19 protein-coding genes are annotated in these 19,772 nt (G+C 61.5%); 11 read left to right on the top strand and 8 right to left on the bottom strand.

Annotated elements, in window-relative coordinates:
- Positions 1-19: 19 nt before the first annotated feature.
- The 5 genes from E5J99_RS13815 to E5J99_RS13835 are packed head-to-tail and all read right to left on the bottom strand — an operon-like array spanning position 20 to position 5,009.
- Positions 20-1,141 (bottom strand): hypothetical protein, encoded by a 1,122-nt coding sequence (locus tag E5J99_RS13815; RefSeq protein ID WP_135498405.1) that lies wholly within the window; start codon positions 1,139-1,141, stop codon positions 20-22.
- Positions 1,138-3,753 (bottom strand): VirB4 family type IV secretion system protein, encoded by a 2,616-nt coding sequence (locus tag E5J99_RS13820; protein WP_135498406.1) that lies wholly within the window; start codon positions 3,751-3,753, stop codon positions 1,138-1,140. The genes E5J99_RS13815 and E5J99_RS13820 overlap by 4 nt, the downstream gene beginning before the upstream one ends.
- Positions 3,722-4,048, bottom strand: coding sequence for a hypothetical protein (locus tag E5J99_RS13825; protein WP_135498407.1), 327 nt, complete (start codon positions 4,046-4,048; stop codon positions 3,722-3,724). The genes E5J99_RS13820 and E5J99_RS13825 overlap by 32 nt, the downstream gene beginning before the upstream one ends.
- A 9-nt stretch (positions 4,049-4,057) precedes the next feature.
- The gene (locus E5J99_RS13830; protein ID WP_135498408.1) at positions 4,058-4,471 is read right to left on the bottom strand and encodes a hypothetical protein; all 414 of its coding nucleotides are present in this window, start codon (positions 4,469-4,471) and stop codon (positions 4,058-4,060) included.
- Positions 4,472-4,523: 52 nt separating this feature from the next.
- On the bottom strand, positions 4,524-5,009 hold the full coding sequence (locus tag E5J99_RS13835; protein WP_167852131.1) for a hypothetical protein: 486 nt from the start codon (positions 5,007-5,009) through the stop codon (positions 4,524-4,526).
- A gap of 220 nt (positions 5,010-5,229) precedes the next feature.
- On the opposite strand from E5J99_RS13835, the gene E5J99_RS13840 reads away from it, so the two are divergent.
- From E5J99_RS13840 to E5J99_RS13875, 8 genes are all read left to right on the top strand, one after another.
- A complete protein-coding gene (locus tag E5J99_RS13840; RefSeq protein ID WP_135498410.1) occupies positions 5,230-5,655 on the top strand; it encodes a hypothetical protein in 426 nt (141 codons plus the stop codon).
- Positions 5,656-5,700: 45 nt separating this feature from the next.
- Positions 5,701-6,096, top strand: a complete 396-nt coding sequence (locus E5J99_RS13845; protein ID WP_135498411.1) for a hypothetical protein — start codon at positions 5,701-5,703, stop codon at positions 6,094-6,096.
- A gap of 86 nt (positions 6,097-6,182) precedes the next feature.
- Positions 6,183-8,462: a toprim domain-containing protein gene (locus E5J99_RS13850; RefSeq protein ID WP_135498412.1), complete on the top strand. Its 2,280-nt coding sequence runs from the start codon at positions 6,183-6,185 to the stop codon at positions 8,460-8,462.
- Between the two features lie 419 nt (positions 8,463-8,881).
- Entirely contained in the window at positions 8,882-9,097 is a 216-nt protein-coding gene (locus E5J99_RS13855) for a hypothetical protein (protein WP_135498413.1), read from the top strand.
- Positions 9,098-9,591: 494 nt separating this feature from the next.
- Entirely contained in the window at positions 9,592-10,893 is a 1,302-nt protein-coding gene (locus E5J99_RS13860; protein ID WP_135498414.1) for an ArdC family protein, read from the top strand.
- A gap of 109 nt (positions 10,894-11,002) precedes the next feature.
- Positions 11,003-11,293 carry a hypothetical protein gene (locus E5J99_RS13865; protein ID WP_135498415.1) on the top strand — a complete coding sequence of 97 codons (291 nt, stop codon included), beginning with the start codon at positions 11,003-11,005 and terminating at the stop codon, positions 11,291-11,293.
- Between the two features lie 72 nt (positions 11,294-11,365).
- Positions 11,366-12,091 carry a DUF6088 family protein gene (locus tag E5J99_RS13870; protein WP_135498416.1) on the top strand — a complete coding sequence of 242 codons (726 nt, stop codon included), beginning with the start codon at positions 11,366-11,368 and terminating at the stop codon, positions 12,089-12,091.
- Positions 12,076-13,050: a nucleotidyl transferase AbiEii/AbiGii toxin family protein gene (locus E5J99_RS13875; RefSeq protein WP_167852132.1), complete on the top strand. Its 975-nt coding sequence runs from the start codon at positions 12,076-12,078 to the stop codon at positions 13,048-13,050. The genes E5J99_RS13870 and E5J99_RS13875 overlap by 16 nt, the downstream gene beginning before the upstream one ends.
- A 21-nt stretch (positions 13,051-13,071) precedes the next feature.
- On the opposite strand, the gene E5J99_RS13880 is transcribed toward E5J99_RS13875, so the two are convergent.
- The 3 genes from E5J99_RS13880 to E5J99_RS13890 form a co-directional block, all read right to left on the bottom strand.
- Entirely contained in the window at positions 13,072-13,998 is a 927-nt protein-coding gene (locus E5J99_RS13880) for a hypothetical protein (protein WP_135498418.1), read from the bottom strand.
- Between the two features lie 137 nt (positions 13,999-14,135).
- Entirely contained in the window at positions 14,136-14,618 is a 483-nt protein-coding gene (locus E5J99_RS13885) for a hypothetical protein (RefSeq protein ID WP_135498419.1), read from the bottom strand.
- On the bottom strand, positions 14,618-15,346 hold the full coding sequence (locus E5J99_RS13890; RefSeq protein ID WP_135498420.1) for a ParA family protein: 729 nt from the start codon (positions 15,344-15,346) through the stop codon (positions 14,618-14,620). The genes E5J99_RS13885 and E5J99_RS13890 overlap by 1 nt, the downstream gene beginning before the upstream one ends.
- Positions 15,347-16,081: 735 nt before the next feature.
- Between E5J99_RS13890 and E5J99_RS13895 the strand changes: the two genes are divergently transcribed.
- From E5J99_RS13895 to E5J99_RS13905, 3 genes are read left to right on the top strand one after another with little or no spacing between them, the layout of a single operon-like run.
- Positions 16,082-16,507 (top strand): hypothetical protein, encoded by a 426-nt coding sequence (locus E5J99_RS13895; protein WP_135498421.1) that lies wholly within the window; start codon positions 16,082-16,084, stop codon positions 16,505-16,507.
- Positions 16,508-16,523: 16 nt separating this feature from the next.
- Positions 16,524-17,549, top strand: coding sequence for a DUF5712 family protein (locus tag E5J99_RS13900; RefSeq protein WP_135498422.1), 1,026 nt, complete (start codon positions 16,524-16,526; stop codon positions 17,547-17,549).
- A 40-nt stretch (positions 17,550-17,589) separates the two neighbouring features.
- A complete protein-coding gene (locus E5J99_RS13905; RefSeq protein WP_167852133.1) occupies positions 17,590-19,728 on the top strand; it encodes a TraM recognition domain-containing protein in 2,139 nt (712 codons plus the stop codon).
- Positions 19,729-19,772 lie beyond the last annotated feature (44 nt).

The raw sequence follows: 19,772 nt of genomic DNA on the forward strand, positions 1-19,772 counted from the left end.
AGGAAAGGAGAAGGAATAGTTAAGCCGTCCACAGCCCGGAGGGCCGTTGCCGGTAAGAAGGATTTAGGGCGTCCGACATGGTGATAGAGGGCAGGCCCGCCGATGCTGAGCTGCCCCCACTTGGAGCCGGTCCGGCACCGCCTGAGCTGCTGCCGCCACTATCGCCACCTCCACCCCCAGAGCTACTACCCGAGTTGCCACCACCGCTGCCCATAGCGCGGCCAATGGCCCCGGAAACGCCGTGTCCGCCCCCGGCCATGCCTGCCGAAACGCCAGCACCCGCCGCCGCGGCAGAAGTGGCCATGCCCACCACGGAGCCCACGAACCCCTGTGCGGCAGAGGAGCCAATAAAGAGGCTCGTCAGGTAGGGCACCATGAGGTAGAGCATGATGAAGGCCACCGATACAATCAGCTGGCGGGTATCCGACTCGGCGGCTACCGGGCCGGAGAACACCCCGCCGAAAGTGGAGTTGGAAGCCGTGTAGAAGGTGTAGAGCAGGTCCAGGAGGGCGAACGAGAGACCCCAGAGCTGTACCGCGATGAAGTTTTGCAGCCACTTTATCGCAAGCTGACCGAAGGCCGGTACCACCGACAGGCACAAGGAGATGGGGCCGCAGACAAACAGAAACCCGAGAATGAATTGTTGGATGAACTGCATGATTTGCCGAATCAGCAGGACCACCTCCCCGGTGATGAGTTGCAGCAGGATATTGGTCAGGCTGAACGAGGTGATGGTTTTGAGCAGGTTCGTGATTTCCTGCACCCCTTGCTCGACCACCGTTTTCTGCGACAGCGTTTCCGAGGTGCTAATGGTCGCACCCAGCGCCGAGGCGGCCGTGGAGCCGTCGGGGGTGGCGAACATTCGGGTAAACCCCGCAATGCCCGTGCTGAGCGTGTCAATCAGCTCCTTGTAGAAAAAAAGGAGGAAGAATATCCACACGGCCTTCAGAATTGGCCCCCAGTCCATGGCCAGCCCGTGGCCCGAGATAAAGCCCCGCCCGATGGTGTAGAGCAAGGCAATGAGCATGAAGGTGGGCGTGATGTAGCGGCAGGCGCGCAGCACGATTTGCAGGGTCTGGTCACAGGCGCTCAGAAACCCCGGGTCGGCCCCGTAGGCGACCATTAGATAGCAGCCGCTCATTTGACCAGAACGCCCGTGCGGGCTTGTTTATCTTCAACAAACTGGTCGACCGCGTAGTCCAGGCGTTGAACCTTCACCTCTTCATAAACCGTGTTGCCCGCCTCGTCCAGCCTTAAGCGGCCGGCTTTGTCCAGCACGGGCTTGCGGTTGGTCTGCTGGTAGAACTTCACCAGCTTGTTGAGGTAGTTGCGCTCGACCGGCTTTGACGTGAGAATGGCATCCAGTTGCGGGGAAGCTTCCACCCCGAAGATTTTACCTTTCGCGCCCTGCTTGATGAAGATTTCGCGCAGCGCGTCCGTCGAACGAACCGACTTAATCAGGTCCATCTCGTGCCCGGTCAGACCGAGCGGGGGTTGCAGCTGCGCGAGCGAATCCGGGTTGATGTGCCGCAGGATAATTTTGGTGGCCGAGTTGTTGATGATGGCCGGGCCAATCTTGCTGCTCGTGATTTCGGTAATGCCCTGCGTGATGATGGTCACCGAGCCATTGGTTTTGCGGATGGTGCGGTACATCGACTCGATGAACTCCGAGAGCACCCCGCTCAGCATCGTCCATGCCTCATCTAGGGCGATGTACTTAGTCGCATCCGGAAACTTGCGGAATAGGTCCAGGCTCAACTCAGTGATGAGCATCGCCACCACGGGGTAGAGGTCGGGGTCGGCCTGCACCTTGGCCAGGTCAAAGCAGATAAGGCGGTACTCCGACAAATCCACGTCGCGCTGTGCGTTCAGGACCTTCTCGTAGCGGCCCCCGGTCACGTACTGGCCCAGCACCAGGAAGAACTGGTGCATGTCGATGTACTTAAGGTTCTTCTGGTACTGGCGGCGCGCTCCATCCAGCGGGTCGGCTTCCAGGCCTTCGCCGGGTACCCCCACGGGCTTCTGCATTTCCTGGTCGTACTGTTCCACGAAGCGGTAGAAGCTCTCCATGCCGGGAAACTCCTCGTCCTTCTGGCCCAGCCGGTCACTTTCGTTCAGGCAGGCGTAGTACTCAATCAGAAAGCGGCTCAGAATGGTCCGTTCCGATTTGTCAAGGCCCGTATCCTTGCCGCCCTTCCAGAGCGCGGCCAGCAGCGCCAAGTGGAAGTTGGTTTTCTCATCGTTGTAGAGCCACTTGCCCGCCGCGTCACGCGGTACGATAAAGGGGTTAAATTCAATCGGCTGGGCGGGGTCGTACTCGAAGTAGGTGTTGTCGAAGTCCTCGCCGTTGAGCGACTGCAGCACGTTGCGGTAGGTGCCGCCCACGTCCATGATGATTTGCCGCGCCCCTTTCTCAAAGCGCTGCACAATCAGGTTGCCGAAGGTGTAGCTCTTTCCCGAGCCGGAGGGCCCGATGACAATGGCGTTCTGGTTGTCCAGCGCGGTATTGAACAGGTTTACCTGCACCAGATTCCGGAACCGGTCCGTCAGGTACTCCCCCACCGGGTCGGTCTTGTAGGTGGCCGTCCAGTGGGTGTAGCACGCGCCCCGGTCAGAGGAGCAGGTCAGCCAGCGGTCCGGCACCTGGAAGGCGTTACCCGGCAGCAGGCCGAAAAATACCGGCAGGGCTAGGTAGCTTTCCACCACGCTTTCGGTGCCGAACATGTACCGGAACGCGGCCGTGGCCTTTTCGACGTTTTCGCGTCGGCTGTTGTCGTTGGTATCCCACAGCAGCAGCGAGAGGTGCAGGCCCACAATCTGCTTGTTCTCTGCCCGCACCTCGGCGGTGAACTCCTCGACTTCGGCCGCCCGCAGCGCATTGTCCTGCGTGGAGAGAAACGAGAGCGAGGCATTCAGCTTGCGGTCGGTATCCAGGCTGCTCAACTCGGTGCGGGTGTCCTGAATCAGTAGTGCCTGCGTCAGGACGTGGGGGCACTGCAGGACGTGGGTTAGCGGGTAGAGCATGGGGGCGGTAACCCCGTAGCTGTTCTTTACCGCCGCGTGGGCCTCGCTGCCCTGGCCTACCATCGAGAGGATGTTGACCTTGTGCTCCCCGACGCTGAGCGTGCCCAGGTCGTTGCCGATTTCCCGCTCCTGCCGGGTGGGCTGCCCGTCGAAGTTCAGGTTGAAGTACTGCAGGTACAACTGGTGAATATCGCGACTGCTCATCCGCTCAAATGCCACGCCGCCCAGGTTTTTGATGCCTTGGGTAAATTCCACGGCGCTGGCTTCGGCCACCTCAAGAATGTGTACGAGCTGCGCGAAGGGATTCTTGACAAGGGCTTCTCCGGCCCGGGCGACAAGGGCATTCACAGCATTGGTCCGGGTAGTCTTCCCATCGACCGGCGCGAAGGAGAGGAACAGGTAGGACTTTTGGAACAGCACCAGCCGCTCAAAAAAGTGCTTGTTCATCTTGCCCTCGAAGTAGGTCTGCTGCGTCTTGTCCTCGCGGTAGGGCCGGTCGTAGTAGATATCCGTTTTCTGCACGATGGTGCCCAAGGGGAGCGGGCGCAGCACGCCTACGAGCGCCGTCTGAAACGCGTCGTAGTCTTCGACCGTCCAGCTTTCCATTTCGGCCGGCTCCAGCACGAAGCCCACGGCGACGCGGCCATCCTTGAAGACCACCTTGTTTTCTTCAAAGGAATGCACCGGCATCACCGCGTTAAACGCGGTTGTCCTTGGGGTTTTTGCCATGAGCGGGATTGGGGATTGGCCCCACCGCTAAGCGGCGGGGCTGAATGAAGGTGTAGGAGAGCCATCCCATCAGGAAGCCGGGGGCTTGCGTCCGGGTGAGGTAGCGCAAACCCATGATGAGTCCGATTTCCGATAGGATGACCACCAGGTAGACCAAGCGCGGAATCTTGACCGCCATGCCCAGGAAGCCGAGTAGCAGCACGGAGCCGATGAACAAGCCCACCAGCAGGCCCAGGTCCTGCAGGTTCATGCCCAGAACCTGGGCGGGCCGCTCGATGGATTTATAGGAGCGCATGGCAGCCGCTTAGTTGGTTAGCCCGCCACCCTCACTGCCCCCGACGGCACTCACCAGGTCGTCTTTAAAGAGTTGGAAGCCGAACCAGAGCAGCACTCCGCCCACGAGCCAGCCCAGGGAGCCCAGCGCGTCGGGTGAGCCCTGGATAAACTTCATCACCACCCGAATCAGGCCGATAATGAGGATAATGGCGAAAATGACCTGCACGATGCCAATCACCTTTTCCTTGACCTGCGTGAGCGCCGCTTCGGCACTTTGGGCCCGCGCCGCGCCAGTGGTGAGGGCCAGCACCGTCAGCAGCGCATAGCCGCGCTGCTCCAATTTGGAAGGTTGGTAGGCTTGGCCGGCGGCCAACAGATTCAGGCCATGGGCTGCCACAGTAGTGGTGCCGCGTTGCAGATGGGTGAACAGGGAAATTTGCATGGAAAAAGAAGTGGGTGAATGGATTTAAAGGGTGAATGAGAAGGCCCGGTCCTTAGGCAGTGGCCGGCGCGGCGCGACGGTTATCCAGCGCCTCACTCATCACCGAGCGCATTCTGGCGCGGCGCTCGGCGGCAGTGAGTTCCACGCCGCGGTTGTGCTCATCGGTCGCCGTGGGCGCCGGGGCCGTGATGTAGTTGTGCTTGGCCCCTTCGGGCAACTGGCCCGCTTCCTCGGTAGACTCACTAGCCTTCGCGCCTCCCTGCTGGTCATCTGCTTCTGCCGGAGAGGCAGTTTCTGGCTGGGAGTCCGTTGGGCCTACTTGCACCTCCTCCTCGCCGGCTGCCGAGGCAGCAGAGGGTGACGCTTTCAGAGGAGCATCCTGGAAGTCAGCCAGCCGATAATGCCGGGTGCGCAGTGAAGCGTGGTTGCCGTTGAGGGCAGGCGGAACAAGGGTGCTGCCGGCGCGAGCCGGCATGGCAAAGCGCCACCAGAGCACGCCTAGGGCCGCCAATAGCAGAATGAGCACCAACCACAGCATCGGTTTCAAGCAGGAGGTCGAAGTTTTTTATAAGCAATTGCGGCAACTATACGGAGCACTTCCGTATAAGTTCTGATTTAGAAGAAGTTTTAAAGCAACTATACCGAAGCTTTGTGGGTGTTCTTACCCCGAGGCTAGCGTAGTTAAATGCCCGCAGCAATCGGGGTAGTGCAGACGGCCGGCTGGTTTGTTACCTTGCGCGCCCTCCAATTGCTGCTGCATGAACACCTCTATTCCCACCCCCCCGGCTACCACTTCAGTAGAGCCGGTCAATGCGGGCTTTCCTGACCCCGCGCTAATTGTCTCCTATGCCACCGTTCTGCGCTATATCCGCCACCGTCTCAACACGCTGCTGCACGGGCAGCTCAAGCCCTGGGCCCAGCAGCACAAGTTCAACTACGCCCGGCTGATAGAAATCAAAAAGCTGGAGGAGGAGACCCAGGCCGTGCTGCTGCAGCGCCTGATGGTCCACTTCCAGTTCCCGACTGAGTTGCTGCGCATCATCGTGCACCAGTCGCGCCGCCACTTTTTTCTGTTCACCTCGCCCGACAACCTGACCCGGTTCAAGGCCGAGCTCAACCTCTTCGACAACCCGCCTTTCGACGCCCCGGCGCCGACTACCTCTACTTCTTCCTCCCCTAACTAGCGGAAAGGCCCTGGAGCCGGCCCGCTCCACGTTGCCCTTTTCCCTATGCCTGTTTCCGTTGCTTCCCCCCCCGCGGCGAAACCCGCAACCCCGGCCGCCGCGCTGGCCCGCCTGCTGCCCGACCCCGCTCTGGCCATAGCCTACGATGAGGCCCGGCGCTACGTGCAGCTGCGCCTGCGCAGCCTGCCCCACGGCGGCCTGCGGGCCACCTGCACCGCCTTTGGCTTCCCCTATACCACCAGCGTGGGCCTGAAAACTGGCAGCCTGCAGCGCGAGGAATATCGCCTCGTCCAGAAGCACTTGCGCGTGTTTGGCTTTGAGACGGAACTGGTGCGCCTGCCCCTGAACGGCCAGCTCTGCGAGCACTACCTCTTCGCCAACGCGGCGCTGCTGGCCACCCTGCGCGAGCAGCTGGCCACCCACGAGCAACTGGTCAGCTAGCGGCCCTTCTCCCACTGCCTTCCGAATGTAAATCCCGCCCCGGATTCCGGCGGCGCGGCTGGTTTGTACCCTTCCCATCCATTGCTATGCCCGCATCCCCTCCCCTGCAGCGCGACAACGACCCTCAGGAGCTCGATCGCTTCAAGCAATCCATCGACCTGGTAGACTATGCCACTCGGCGCCACGGTTACGACGTGAAAAAGGCCGGCCCCCGCGGCCACTGGCACCAGCTGGAAAAGGACGGGGAAATGCTCATCGTCGCCCGTAAGGGCGACCACCAGGTCTACCTCAACCCCGGCGACGACCGGGATTCGGGCTCCATCATTGATTTCGTGAAAACCCGCGAAAACCAGACCCTGGGTCAGGTGCGCCAGACCTTGCGCCAGTATCTGGGCGAGCCCGAGCAGGGTTGGCAGGCGGCTACTTCTCCCCCACTGCCCGCGCCGGCGGCTTATGCCCCCAAGCCCAACGGGCCGGCGGATATGGAGTCCGAGGCCGACCGCCGGGCCCGCCTCGTCGCGGCGGTGATGGGTACCCACGCTTCCCTGACGGACCGCAGCTACCTGCATAACCGCCATCTCACGGACGAAACCATTGACAGCCCGGCCTTTCAGGGACGGGTGTTTACCAGCCAGCAGGGCAATTTTCGCAACACAGCTTTCCCGCTCTACAACGAGCACGGCATTGCTACCGTGGAACAGCGCAACGACGAGTACAAGCACCTGCTGCAGCTACCCAAAACCGGCGTGTGGGTGTCGCACCCCACCGAGGGCCGCGACACGCCCGTGCAGCGCCTGGTGGTGTCGGAAAGTCCCGTGGACGCCATGAGTTACCACCAGTTGCACCACCGCGGCGCCGAGGGGCAGCCTAACACGCTATACGTGGCCACCAGCGGCACCGTCACCGAGCGGCAGGTCGAGCTGATTCAAAAGCTCATCGACAAGCAGGAGCCCAAGGAGGTGGTCCTGGCCAACGACAACGACGCGGCTGGCCGGCGCTTCAACATCGATTACCTCAACGAGCTGCAGGAGCCGCGCCGAGCCCGGGAAGTGGCCGAGGGCCAGGTGGCCTACGACGAAGCGCCCCGGCCGGTGGAGTGGCATGCCACGGCTGCCGGCAAGTACCACACGGCCCTGCGGGTGGAGTTTCACCATGCCACCCGAGCGGAGGGTACCGCGCAGCTGGTTCAACTCACCGCGCAGGTGCAGCAGCAGCGGCCGACCGTCGACAGTGCGCTGACGCTGGAAGTGCAGCGGGCCAGCCGGCAGGAAACCGTCGTGCGCCTAGTCGTGCCCAATGCCGACAGCCCCGCCCTGGAAGCCCTGGCCCGCACCCTGCACGCCCAGCGCGAAATGCAGCGCGAGCAGCCGGAGCGTCAGGCTCACGAACCCGGCCGCCAGCCCGAGAACTTTATCCGGACCGAGTATGCCATCAGCAAGGATTATAACCGGGACCTGGAGCTGCTGAGTCAGGGCCTCACCCGCGAGCAGGTGGCCCAGCAGGCCCGCGCCGATGAGCTGGCGAAGGAGCAGCAGCGCCAGGAGCGCGCCCGCCAGGAGCAGGAACAGCGGCAGCAGGCCCAGCAGCGCGAAGCCGCGCGTGAGCAGGCTGCGCAGTCCCCGGAAACCCAACGCCGCGAGGCCGAGCAGCAGCGCCAAGCCGCTGCACTCGTCATGGCCGCTGCTACCGGCGACCCCGCCCTGCAGCGCGTCGTCCAGCTAACGGTAATGGAACCCACGCCCGCCGATGAGGCTACCCCCAGCCAAGCCCAGCAGATGCGCGAGCTGCTGCATAAGGCCGGTGCCGCAGTGGAACTGCGCGCCGAAGCCGACCCCGGCACCGGCCAGCTGCGCAGTGAACTGAATGTGCGCTATCACCCCCACGCCCAGCCCGACGGCCTGCGCCAGCTCAGCCAGACCCTGGATGCGCTGGATAAGTCGCCGCTGGTAACACTCACCGAGCCGGCCGAAGAGCAGGCCGAGCGCCGGCAGCTGGCCAGCGCATCCTCGGCGCAGTCGGTTACCAAGACAGCCATTATCCACATCGACGAGCCCGAGCCCCGGGCGGGCGCGGCCGGCCACGCCGAGGCCGTGGCCGAGCAGCTGCGCGACGGTGGCCTGAACGCCGGCTCGCTGCGCAGCGCCACCGACCCGGCCACCCACCAGCGCCACAGCGAGATTGAAGTCAGCTACCGCCTCGACCAGCCCAATTTGGCGCGCGTCAGTACCACGCTCGACGACGTGGCCCGCCAGCCCGGCGCCCAGGTACACGAACACGCCAGCGACCGGGCCGAGCGCCACCGTCTGGCTCCTAGCGGCATCAATGCCAACGTCCTAGCCGAGCGCACCGCCGGCCCGGAGCGGTAGCCTTGGTTCGGCTTACCGGGCAAAGGCCGGAGAATACGGCCTGATTCTTTAGTTTTGCGGGAATAGCAAGCTGCCTACTATGCTGGCGACAACTGGTTTTTACTCTACTCGTGCACTGTTCGGCCTGCTGAGGGCGGCCCGAACCCCGGCACCCGCTGCCCAACGGCCGCGGCCTATCTCTGAGCGCCCGGCCCTGTTCGTGGGGCCCCAGCGAGGGTAATTCAATTTTCTGGTTGGCATTTCGCCGCAGCTACAGGCTGCGGCTGCCCGCGGCTTGGCTTTGAGCCCCGGGCCGGGCTGCCATTTCCGTGCCCCCGCCCAAGTGAGGGGTCCGGACACCGCTTTGCATTTCCTTCCAACTTGCTACCCTCGTTATGATATCATCCGGCCACCAGCCCTTTTCCAATTTTTGCCCGGTCATGAAAGGCCTGATTTTACAGCTTATCCGGGACGAATACCAACCGCTGCTTCAACTGCCGCCGACTCTGTCGGCTGAGGCCTGGTCCGACGCGGTTACCAAGGCTAACCCCATCTTGTTTTACCTCAACGACGGCGCGCCCCTGATTCAAATCGGGGAAGCCTCCCGCCAGAGCCTGCTCAAATTCCTAAAGCAGGAATTTGGCCCTGCCCAGTAACAGACTGCTTTGCTCGCTGAAACGCCCGGTTGGTCACCCAACTGGGCGTTTTTGGCTTTAATCGAGCCGCCAGTCTCAGGTGCTGAGTTTCTTCTCCGCATTGCGCTTTGCAGTCGTTCTGGTAAAAGCCCACCCGCCGGCCCGGCACAGGCCGCGTCGCTTCCCGGGGGCGGGGCCGGGTACTCCTCTGCTCCCGCTAGTCGCGCCGGAACGCCATACCCCGCCCCCGGTGCGCTTGGGCAGCCAGAGCCGGGCCTCCCCCTTTCTAAGCGGCTGCCGGCCGTACCGGCTGAGGCCGGCACCACCGGCGGCGAAGTGTTGAAGCTTGCGCTGCCATCAGGGCTGTTCTGGCGACAGGGGCCGTGGGGGAGAAATGATTTGCAAAGGGCAAATAAATCAATAATCGTTGCTTAAAAAGCAACAAAATGACTAAAAAATACGTTTAATAAGTAAGGAAACGGTTTTATAAACAGTCACTTAGCCCTTACTTAGCGATGAAAAAGCAAGCCCGCCCCGCCGCCCAAACTACCGCCCGCCTCGACGTGTACCAGATTGTAACCGACCGGGTAATTGCCGCGCTCGAAACCGGGCAGATTGCCTGGCGCAAGCCCTGGCACGCGGCCTACGGAATGCCGCGTAACTACGTCAGTGGCCGGGCCTATACCGGCATCAATGCCTTTTTGCTGCATTTAGTGGGCGGCACTCCGTTCTTTCTCACGTTTCGCCAGGCGCGGGAGCTGGGCGGTAACATCCGTAAAGGTGCCAAGGGTATGCCCGTGATTTATTACAACCTCACGACCCGCACCGATAAGCAAACCGGCGAGGAAGAGAAAACACCCTTTATCAAGTACTACACCGTCTTTTCAGCGGACGACGTCGAAGGCGTAGCAATCACGCTGCCCGAGCAGCCCCAGGACCGCACCCACGAGCCCCTGGCCGCTGCCGAAGCCCTGGTAGCCAACTGGACTAGCTGCCCCCGCATCGAGCACCGCGAGCCGCAGGCCTATTACGCCCCCGGTCCCGACTTCGTGAACGTGCCCCGCCCGGAAACCTTCACCAGCGGCGAAGCCTACTATTCGACCCTTTTTCACGAGCTGACCCACGCCACCGGCCACCCCAGCCGCCTCGACCGGCCCGACCTGGCCGAAGCCCTGCGCCCCAGCGGCCGCGCCGGCTATGCCCGCGAGGAGCTGACCGCCGAGATGGGCGCCGCCTTCCTCTGTGGCCACGCCGGCCTCGACCCCGGCGCTACGCTGGAAAACACCGCCGCTTACCTGCAGTTCTGGCTGGAGCAGCTGCGCGGCGACAAAAAGCTGGTGGTACAGGCCGCCAGCCGGGCCCAGCGCGCCGCTGAGCTGATAGTAGGCCGCCCGGCCCCCGACGATACCGAGCCCGACCCGCAACCGACCTCCACCAGCCCCGCCGGCGCGGCGGAGCTGGTAGCCAGTGAGCAGGATGCTCCGCCGGTGATGCACCCCGTAGATGCCGGCGCCGTGCCGCCCCGCCCGGCCCTCCCCACGTTGCCGCTGGTGGTGTTGGGGCAGGAAACGCTGCCTTCCCTGACCACCGTAATTGTTGCCACGCAGCGCATCGAGCTGACCCGCCTGCTGGAGCATCCCGCTTTTACCGACGAGCAGCGCCGCACGGCCACCGGCCGGATTCTGGCCGAAACCGACCTCGCCCGCCTGGGCCGCTGGCTTACCAACATCATGCAGCGGGTGGCCGAGTGGGAAGAACGCACACTGGCCGATGAGGCGCGGCAGCACCCGCGCCCCTACCCGACTGAGGACTGCTAACCCTTTGCGGCCGCCGCTGGCTTTTGCTGCTTTCATCGGTGGGGCCGGGGGCAGTGGGGTACCGTCCCACTGTCCTCGGTATACTGCCTTTACTCCTTTCCCACGCGTTATGCCTACCTCCCCTCCCCCACTGCCCCTTAAAGCCGCCGCGCCGCCCCGGCGTTTTACGGACCTGCTGCGCCACGGCCGCTACTCCTTCACCGAGCGCGAGCTGATGGAGCACCTGCGCATGACTTACCGCACCATCAAGCAGCGTGAGGCCGACCCGTCCACCCTCACCATTGCCGAGCTTCTGCGGGTCGCGGATTTGCTCAACGAGCCCGTCCAGGACGTCATCGCCGTGGTCCTGGCCGAGGTGCAGGCCGGGGTAACCCCACCAGCAGGAACTACGTCGAGCTAAATTCTGTCAAGTTTTTACATGTAATAACTTGACAGAATTGATTACTTTTGCTTTGTCAGCTTCCATCCTGTGATGTCGAAATCCATTATGCAGCGCATCCGCCAGCAAGTCGAGGCCGCTCCGATGGGCGAACTGCTGACCTATGCAAACCTGGTGACAGAACCCGCGCAGTTCGGGGCGGTAGCCGCGGCCCTGAGCCGGCTGCGCCGGGAAGGGCTGCTGGTTCGCTTCGCCAAGGGGCAGTACTACCGGCCCCAAACCAGCCGGTTTGGGACCCTGCAGCCCTCAGAGGGGGCTGTGCTGCGCACGCTCACGTCGGTGGGCGGCAACCTGTCGGCCTATCCGGCCGGAGTCAGCCTCTACAACCAGTTGGGCCTGACCACCCAGGTGCCGGCCGAAACGATGGTTACCTCCCCCAAGCTGCGGCGCACCCGGCCCCAACGCGTGGCGTTTGTGGTGCGCCCGGCCCCGGAACGAGCCAGCGACGTGCCGCTGCTGCAGTGGCTGGAAGTGCTACGCGACCTGCGCCGCATCCCTGACACCAGCCCCGACAAGGTGCTGGCCCGGGTGCAGCGCGAAGTCAAAGGCCTCTCCGTAGCCGCTCGGCGCCGCCTGACCGAACTGGCCGCCCGCCAGGCCCCGCCCCGCGCCCGCGCCGTGCTCGGGGCCCTGCTGGAGCGGCAGGCCGACAAAAAAGGCGCCGCTACCCTGCGGGCCACTCTCAATCCTCTGACTACTTACTGCCTCGGCCTGAGCGCCGCGGCCCTGCCCAACCGCGCCGCGTGGAACATCCAGTGACTTTGCACCAGAGCCCCGAGTTTGGAGAAATCCTGCTGGCCACCGCCCAAAGTTTAGGCCTGCCCGAAGCCTTCGTGGAGAAGGACTATTGGGTGACCTACGTGCTGCGGGCCCTGGCTGATTCGCCTTACCGTGAGCAGCTGGTGTTCAAAGGTGGTACGGCCCTGTCTAAGGCCTACGGGCTGGTGGAACGGTTTTCTGAAGACGTGGACCTGGCCATTGCCGGCACCGAAGGCTGGACTGGCGGGCAGGTCAAGAAGCTCATGGATGCGGGCGCCAAGCACATCACCCAGGGCCTAACGGCCGTGGTAGAAGCGGGCGTAACCGTGCGCGGGAGCCACTTCCGCAAGACCCTGCACCAGTTTCCGGCTGCTACCGCGCCCACCACCGGCAGTCAGGTGCGGCCGGGCGCGGTGCTGCTTGAAGTCAATGCCTTTGCCCGCCCCTACCCCAGTCAGTGGCGGCCGGTGCAGGCCTACGCCGGCCAGTTCCTGACCCAGCGCGGCGAGCTAAGGCTGGTGGAGCAGCACGGCCTGGCTCCGTTTGAGGTGCTCGTACTGGCACTGGAGCGGACGATGGTAGAGAAGGTACTGGCCCTGGTACGTGCGGGCTATGCCCCGGACCCGCTGGCGGAGCTGCAAGCGAAAATCCGCCACACTTATGACCTGCATCAGCTCTTGCAGCAGCCCGCGCTGCAGCAATTTCTGGCTAGCTCGGCATTCGAAACGATGCTGGCCGAAGTACGCGCCGACGACGCCCGCAACCAGGAGTTTCAGGGCGACTGGGCTGCTCAGCCGCTGGCAGAAGCCCTACTATTCGCTGATGCTGACCGCACCTGGCGGCAACTCGTGCCGACCTACCAGGGCGCTTTTCGGCAGCTGGTTTACGGGGCGCTGCCGCCTGAAACTAGCGTACAGCAAACTCTAACTTGGATAGGCCGTCGATTACATGGTTTGTAAGTACTACCATTCACGCCTGCTTCAGGATTGCTGATAGCTAAAACGCCTAAAATCCGGGTCATACACCACTGGCAGTGTATAGGTTTTTTCTTCTGCGCGTTTATCAGTAACCAGCACTTCAGCTACGTTTCCCTGCAACTGCAATTGAGCATGGTTATGCTCCTTTGCCCGGTTTAAAATGCCGATAACCCCGTTGTAAATCATTAAAGTGGCATGAAACTTATCTGCCCATTCACTAAACGAAATCGCTCTTAACTGCGAGTGCGGGTCTGATTCAATGTAATTGCCCAACTGCATGTGGTCCCCTTGAAAGCTGAAGTTCGAGTGGGCAACAGAGTTTCTCAATTGGGTCAGATAGGCTCGCTTTAGCGCTTCGTAAAGGATAGGCGAAATGCGTTCCAATCGATTTCGAATGCTTTTGCGGATGATGTCTTGCCGAGTACCAGTGCCATTGTTATCCCGCGAACTTTCCAGGATTTTGAAATTCCAATCATAGGGCTTGCCTTCTAGCAAGCGAACAAACTCATAAAGTATCTTGATTATGTAATCCGATTCCCATATTTTAATATAAATCAAGGTTTCGATGTGAATACTCGTGGCCTCTAGGTCCTCGTGGGCATCCCGCTCTCCCCAATTTTGCGCTTGCACTAGCTCCGCGATTTTCGCCAACCACTCGACGTGTGTGACCTTTGCTGTTTGAGTCTGCCTGTAGAGGTTGATGAATTGATAGTGGGTAAAATAAGACCATCCCATACGCCCCGGCCCAATGACATGGGGGTTCAGCCTTCCCCCATCAAAACCGAGTACTGTAGGGTCAAAGCTTCCATTCTCCTGAATCAAAATGATGTCACCGGGATGCCGCTGATTGGCAATGGCCAGTTGAAACAACCGCTCAAACTCGGGCTCAAGGGCTTTGCCCTCCTTTTCTACTAAATCTGAAAAAAGCATAATAGAAAAAGGGGAATAGAATGAGCTTTAGATGCTCCCTGTTGCAGGAAGGCCTGAAATGAAAAATGCCAATAAGTGTTCAGGCTTAAGATTTAAGCTTTTACCAGCACATCATTATGCTTGATGTTCTTAATAAGCTACTTGGCATTTGAGGGCGGGCCATGCTGCAGGTAGTAGTTCACCGCTTCGTCGACCAGCTCCTTGAGGTACACCCGCCGACTGTGGTGCATAAGCTCCTCGTGGATGTAGGCCAGGGCCGCCCGCTGAGTTTCTCCTTCCAAGCGAATCAGAGAGGGCTGCAGCCCGGCAGAAGTTCCTTCAACGGGAGCGGGTGCTTGCGCTTTCGGCGGCCGGCCCCTCCCCTTTTTGGTGGCCGGCGCTACAGGTGCCGGCTGTCGTGGTGCGGATACGGGTGCCGCAGCTACTGTCTGAACCGGGACCACTGCGGGCGCTGGAGGCAACGGCGTGGGCTGCGGTGCGGGCTCCGGTGCCGAGACGGTTGTGGGCGCTGGAGCAATAGGTTCAGCTACGGCCGGGGCGGCCGGCATGTGGCCGGGCTGCCCGCGCAGCATGGACATCTTCTCGTCCGTGGAGATTTTCAGGCGTTGAATCTTGGCCATTACGATACGAGTTCAGAGATGAGTTGGGCCCGGGCAATCAGCTCGTCGCACAGGGCGCGCACTTCGGCTTCCACGGCGGCATCGGCCCCCACCGCCCGGCGGTAGGCCGAATTGAGGTAGCTGTAGCGGGTAGACAGGCGCTTGTAGCAGCCGAGCTGGCGCAGGGAGGCCTGCAGCCGCGGCAAACCCAGCGCATCGGTGAATTCGTCCATGTCCTTTTCCTCCTTCAGGTTGGTGCGGTGCGAGTGCACCCCGAAGAACTGGAAGTCCAGCCCTTGCTCCCGCGAGAGCCGCGAAATCTCCTGCAGCAGCTGCATGAAGGAAATCGTGGCCAGGCGCTCGGCATCGGAGGCGCCCACGGGCACGAGCACTACGTTGGCCCCGCTGAGCACGTCAATCATAGCCGTGTCATCGGAGCGGCCGGGCACGTCGATGAACACCACGTCGTAGTCGTCGCCCACCTCATCCAGGCGGTCGTACACCTGGCCCATGCCCACGGATTCGAGCGCGTAGGGAAAAGCGGGCTCGGCCAGGGTGCCGGCTTCGCGCTCCAGGTCCACGCTGGGCTGGTCGTTGGTGAGGCGCACGCCGGCCAGCGTTTGCTGGGAGTCGGCGTCGACCACCAGCACGCGGTAGCCATAGTCGGCGGCCAGCGCCCCGGCCAGCACGGTGATGAGGGTGCTCTTACCAATGCCGCCCTTCTGGTTGGCAACGCAGATGATTTTCATAAAGCGAGGGAACTAATGGTGACGGCTGCGACCAGCGCAGCAGGGTGCAAAATAAGCAGCTTGTTTCTCAATTTTCAAACTTACTTGTAAACTTGTTTTTTTGTTTCCTGAAAAATAAAGCAGCTTATTTCTATAGTTTTCTATTTCTCAGGAAATATAGCTAAAAAAAAATAAGATATAATGTTTACTGAGAAAGCAGTAAACATTTATTAAAAGCTCTTAAGAAACTTATTTCCTAAAATCTTAAGAAACAAACGGGAATACGGGGCGTAAAGCGGCGGGGATGCAGTCCCGAGCTTTTCTATTTTCCTTGTTTCCTAAGAAATAAAAAAACTACTTGTTCGCCTCTACCATGAGCATTGCAAATGCCGCCCACGAGTCCTGCCGGGCATTCTTGACAAGCAGAGATGAGACTTAACCAACGGTGCTGCTTGCCCCAAACTGCAGCCGAAGCACGGCAGGCTTACCAAGGAGAAGGCGGTACCTCAAACGGGGGTGATGAGCTAGCCCGGCCCTCGGAGAGACCAATGGAACGATTAGCAATAGGGTAGTTAGCAAGAAGACTACCACTTAATCGCGCTAACGCACTGATTAAATGGTAGATACTTATCAACAGAGTTGATAAATGATAAAGCGTAGCTCTAAAACATTAATAGACAGCTGCTAGCAATTAAAAACCACAGTATGCAGGACCAGAAATCACTATCGTCTCCACCGGTAAGCAGGGGCCCAGCCGTGAAGCACGTGACGGTCAGCGGCCCGGCGCACCGGCAGGTAGGGGCGGAGTCGGCCCGGCTGGGACTTACCCGCACGGAATACGCCGACGCGGCCATTCGCTACTTCGCCGAGCGAAGCTTAAACCCGGTCGAGGCGCAAGCCCGGGAAGGGCAGCTCATCATGGCGGAAATCAAGCGGCTGGGCGACCGGGTGTTTTCCTATCTACAGGAGCAGGAACGGGGACTGTTGCTGGAAATGGTGCGCTCGCAGCTACGGCAGCAGGCCGTGCAGGAGCAAACCCTGCGGGTGGTAGAGAATTTATTAGCCCCGGAAGGAGGGGAGGCCTTACACAAAATTCAGCAAAGAAATCAGGCGCGTATCGCGGAAGTGACGGCGGCGGGCCTAGCTGCTTTGGATATAAAGGCGCTGAATAAAAAGTCTTAAATCGGGTATTGACGCCATGCACGCCAAGCTTATTAACCCCAAAATCAACGGCAAGAAGGCCTATAATAATCAGGGTAGTGCTGCGCAGGCCTTGAATTACTTAACCCACGAGGCCCGCCAAAATGGGCAGGAAGCACACTTTTTTGATGGGCAGCGGGAGGCGCTGGACCGGGACGCAGTACTCATAGCGCTGGACCATAATGTGAAGGGACTGCGGGCCAAGGAGGCCAAGTTTTATTCCCTGGTGCTCAGCCCGAGCCCGGAGGAGCTGGCCCATATTGGCGGTGGGGATGAGGCGAAGCTGCGCGCTTATACCCGGGAAGTGATGGCGGCCTACGCGACGGGCTTCCGCCTGAAAGACGGCGGGGCAGTGGAGAAAGATGACCTGGTGTGGGGTGCCATCATTCACCAGCAGCGCGCCCACCGGGGCACGGACGCGGCCGTAAAGGAGGGGGAGGCCCGACCAGGGCAGGCGCGCCCCGGACTGCAGGCCCACATCCACGTGGTGGTATCGGCCCGGGACCGGGCCCAGCGCGTCACGCTCAACCCCGGTGGTCGCGTGAGCCGGTTTAGTTTGCGCGACTGGCAGGAGGAGGCGCGGGTGTTATTTGAGCGGCAGTTCCAGTACCAGGGGCCCACTCCTAATCGGAAGGCGGCCCCCAACATCGTGTCGCCCAACCCGAAGCGTAATGCCCGCATTGCGGAGCGGGTGGAGCAGTTGAACCGGCAGGCCGCGCCCAGCCAGTGGCTGGAGGCGGAGCGGGTACAGCGCATCGCGCAAGGCCGGGGCTACGACCCCATTTTTTACGACCGGCTGCGGCGGCTGGAGGACCGGGCCCGGCAGGGGCAGCCGCTGGATAACGCCTACCACCTGCTGGCCACGGGCCGGGAGGAGCCGGCCCGCACCAATACCGGGCACCAGGTGCGGCAGGCCCTGCACAGCCTGCAGCAAGCCCTGCGCGCCACAAGCGGCCCGGAGCGCGTGATAACCGAGGACATTGGCGAGCCGCGCCGGCGCGGACAGTGGGAGGCCGAGCTGTGATTCAAACCAAACATACCATTTAGCTAAACTTTGTATGAGTATGATGAGCGCGCCCCGGCAGCCGGGTAACCACCGCCTGACCGGCTTTTACGTCGCCTTAACCTTTCTGCTGGTGTTGCTGGCCGGCGGTGAGTATTACTGCCTCATCCACCCAGGCGTGGTGGCGGAGGCAGCGCCCTCCGTTGCCCCGAAAGCGGGTTTGGGTACGGCCATCACCCACCGCTTGCTGGCCGGCTTGGTCAGTTTCTACCAGCGCTATGGCCAGCTTATTCGCGCCGCGGTACTGGTAGGAGGGGGGCTGCTGGCCGTGCTGCTACACGCCCCACCCGCGCGGCCCGGGCAGCGACGCTGGCAGCCCACACAGCTGCAGCTGCGGCGCATCCAGCTCGGAGCGGCGGGGGTGGGCTTGCTCAGTGGGGCGCTGCTACTGGCACTGGGCACGTTTTCGGCCGGGATTATTACTTGGCTGTACCCCACGGCGGCTCTGTTGGTGTTGGGCGCGGGGTTGGTAGCAGGAGTGACGCGGGCCCTGCATAAGACCGAGCGGTTCGGGCTGCGCACCGAGCGCCGGCAGCAGGAATCCGAGCACGGCTTTAGTCTGGCCACGACGGACGGGGGCTGGATTAACATTCCCAACCCCTTTCGGGGTACCCTGGTACTCGGCGGCGCGGGAGCAGGCAAGTCCTACTCCATTGGCGAGCCGCTGATTGAGCAGTTCACGGAGAAGGGGTTTGCCGGCCTCATCTATGACTTTAAGTTTCCGGTGCTGGCCGAGGCGGCGCAGAAGGCATTTGTGCTGGCTGACGCCAAAGCAGTGGCAGCCGGGGAGGAGCCAGCTCATGTGCAGCTGCACATCATCAACTTTAAAGACCTGGAACGCAGCGAGCGAGTGAACCCGCTGCGGGCCGATAAGATGCCGGTGGTGGCCTACGCCAACGAGTATGCCCGCGCCATTATGTCCAACCTGAACCCGGAGAGCATCAAAAAGATGGACTTCTTCGACACCAGCGCCAATGCCTTTCTGACGGCCATCATCTGGTTTTACAAGAAGAACTTCCCTACTTTCTGCACCTTGCCCCACGTGGTCAACACAGCCCTGCACCCGGATTTTACCCACGTGCTGAGTATGCTGGATTCGGACCCCGAGTGCGGTGACATGGTGCGCTCCATCACCACGGCCGTGAAGCAGCGGGCCGAGAAGCAGGTGGCCGGTGTAATTGCCTCGCTGCAGATTGTGCTCACCCGCATCAACTCCCCGGAAATTGCCTGGGTGCTTACCCCCGACGAGGCGAGAGGGGAGGGGTTCAGCCTGGAGCTGAATGACAAGAAGGCCCCCAAGGTGCTAGTGGTGGGCAACGACCCCACACTCAAGGAAACTTTCTCACCTGTCATTAGCTGCATCGTGGCCGTGGCGCTGAAGCTGATGAACCAGCAGCACAAGCACCCGAGCTACGTGTTTCTCGACGAGGCGGCCACCATCTACGTGCCCAACCTGGAGGTGATACCGGCCACGGCCCGCAGCAACAAGGTGGCCATGATTTACATGACCCAGGACCTGAGCCAGATGATTGACGCCTACGGCCGGGAGAAGATGCAGGTCATGGTCAGCAACCTCAACAACCAGTTTTTCGGCAAGGTCAACTCCCTCGAAACGGCCAAGTTCGTCTCGGAGCTGGTGGGCAAGGAGGACCGGGAAATGGTCTCGGCCAGCCTGGGCCGCAGCCAGAGCGGCGGCGCCCGGGGCGCGGGCAGCAGCAGCAACCAAAGCGTGAGTTGGCAGGAGCGCAACCTGGTGCGCCTGCAGGATACCATCACCCTCGAAACCGGCGAGTTTATCGGCCAGACGGTGGAAACGGACCAGCCCTTTTTCCAGGGCAAAGTCGCGCGCCAACCCACTGCCGGCCACTACCCGCTGCATCCGCTGGCCACGTTCGAGGGTGGCCCGGCGCCGGTGCTGGCTGCTACCCCGGTAGGGGAGGGGCCGAGCCGAGATTGGCTGAGTCAGCGCCGGGCGGCGCGGCAGGCTGGCAGCCAGCCCGCTGCGGAGCCGGTCAGTGCATTACAGGCGGTCATTCAGGCCAATTTTGAGCTGATTCGCGAAGACGTGGCCGGCATCGTAGGCCAGTATGCCAATACCTTGAAACCGGGTCAGATGCCTGATAATGAGCCCATGCTTTAAGGGCCACCTTGGGCACCATAATGCCGGGTTTTTTGTTTAATTTG

Source organism: Hymenobacter elongatus, from assembly GCF_004745955.1.
Classification (GTDB): domain Bacteria; phylum Bacteroidota; class Bacteroidia; order Cytophagales; family Hymenobacteraceae; genus Hymenobacter; species Hymenobacter elongatus.

Excerpts from the sequence above, each read along its gene's own strand:
- E5J99_RS13815 (WP_135498405.1), bottom strand. The coding sequence starts at position 1,141 with ATGAGCGGCTGCTATCTAATGGTCGCCTACGGGGCCGACCCGGGGTTT.
- E5J99_RS13820 (WP_135498406.1), bottom strand. The coding sequence starts at position 3,753 with ATGGCAAAAACCCCAAGGACAACCGCGTTTAACGCGGTGATGCCGGTG.
- E5J99_RS13825 (WP_135498407.1), bottom strand. The coding sequence starts at position 4,048 with ATGCGCTCCTATAAATCCATCGAGCGGCCCGCCCAGGTTCTGGGCATG.
- E5J99_RS13830 (WP_135498408.1), bottom strand. The coding sequence starts at position 4,471 with ATGCAAATTTCCCTGTTCACCCATCTGCAACGCGGCACCACTACTGTG.
- E5J99_RS13835 (WP_167852131.1), bottom strand. The coding sequence starts at position 5,009 with ATGCTGTGGTTGGTGCTCATTCTGCTATTGGCGGCCCTAGGCGTGCTC.
- E5J99_RS13840 (WP_135498410.1), top strand. The coding sequence starts at position 5,230 with ATGAACACCTCTATTCCCACCCCCCCGGCTACCACTTCAGTAGAGCCG.
- E5J99_RS13845 (WP_135498411.1), top strand. The coding sequence starts at position 5,701 with ATGCCTGTTTCCGTTGCTTCCCCCCCCGCGGCGAAACCCGCAACCCCG.
- E5J99_RS13850 (WP_135498412.1), top strand. The coding sequence starts at position 6,183 with ATGCCCGCATCCCCTCCCCTGCAGCGCGACAACGACCCTCAGGAGCTC.
- E5J99_RS13855 (WP_135498413.1), top strand. The coding sequence starts at position 8,882 with ATGAAAGGCCTGATTTTACAGCTTATCCGGGACGAATACCAACCGCTG.
- E5J99_RS13860 (WP_135498414.1), top strand. The coding sequence starts at position 9,592 with ATGAAAAAGCAAGCCCGCCCCGCCGCCCAAACTACCGCCCGCCTCGAC.
- E5J99_RS13865 (WP_135498415.1), top strand. The coding sequence starts at position 11,003 with ATGCCTACCTCCCCTCCCCCACTGCCCCTTAAAGCCGCCGCGCCGCCC.
- E5J99_RS13870 (WP_135498416.1), top strand. The coding sequence starts at position 11,366 with ATGTCGAAATCCATTATGCAGCGCATCCGCCAGCAAGTCGAGGCCGCT.
- E5J99_RS13880 (WP_135498418.1), bottom strand. The coding sequence starts at position 13,998 with ATGCTTTTTTCAGATTTAGTAGAAAAGGAGGGCAAAGCCCTTGAGCCC.
- E5J99_RS13885 (WP_135498419.1), bottom strand. The coding sequence starts at position 14,618 with ATGGCCAAGATTCAACGCCTGAAAATCTCCACGGACGAGAAGATGTCC.
- E5J99_RS13890 (WP_135498420.1), bottom strand. The coding sequence starts at position 15,346 with ATGAAAATCATCTGCGTTGCCAACCAGAAGGGCGGCATTGGTAAGAGC.
- E5J99_RS13900 (WP_135498422.1), top strand. The coding sequence starts at position 16,524 with ATGCACGCCAAGCTTATTAACCCCAAAATCAACGGCAAGAAGGCCTAT.
- E5J99_RS13905 (WP_167852133.1), top strand. The coding sequence starts at position 17,590 with ATGATGAGCGCGCCCCGGCAGCCGGGTAACCACCGCCTGACCGGCTTT.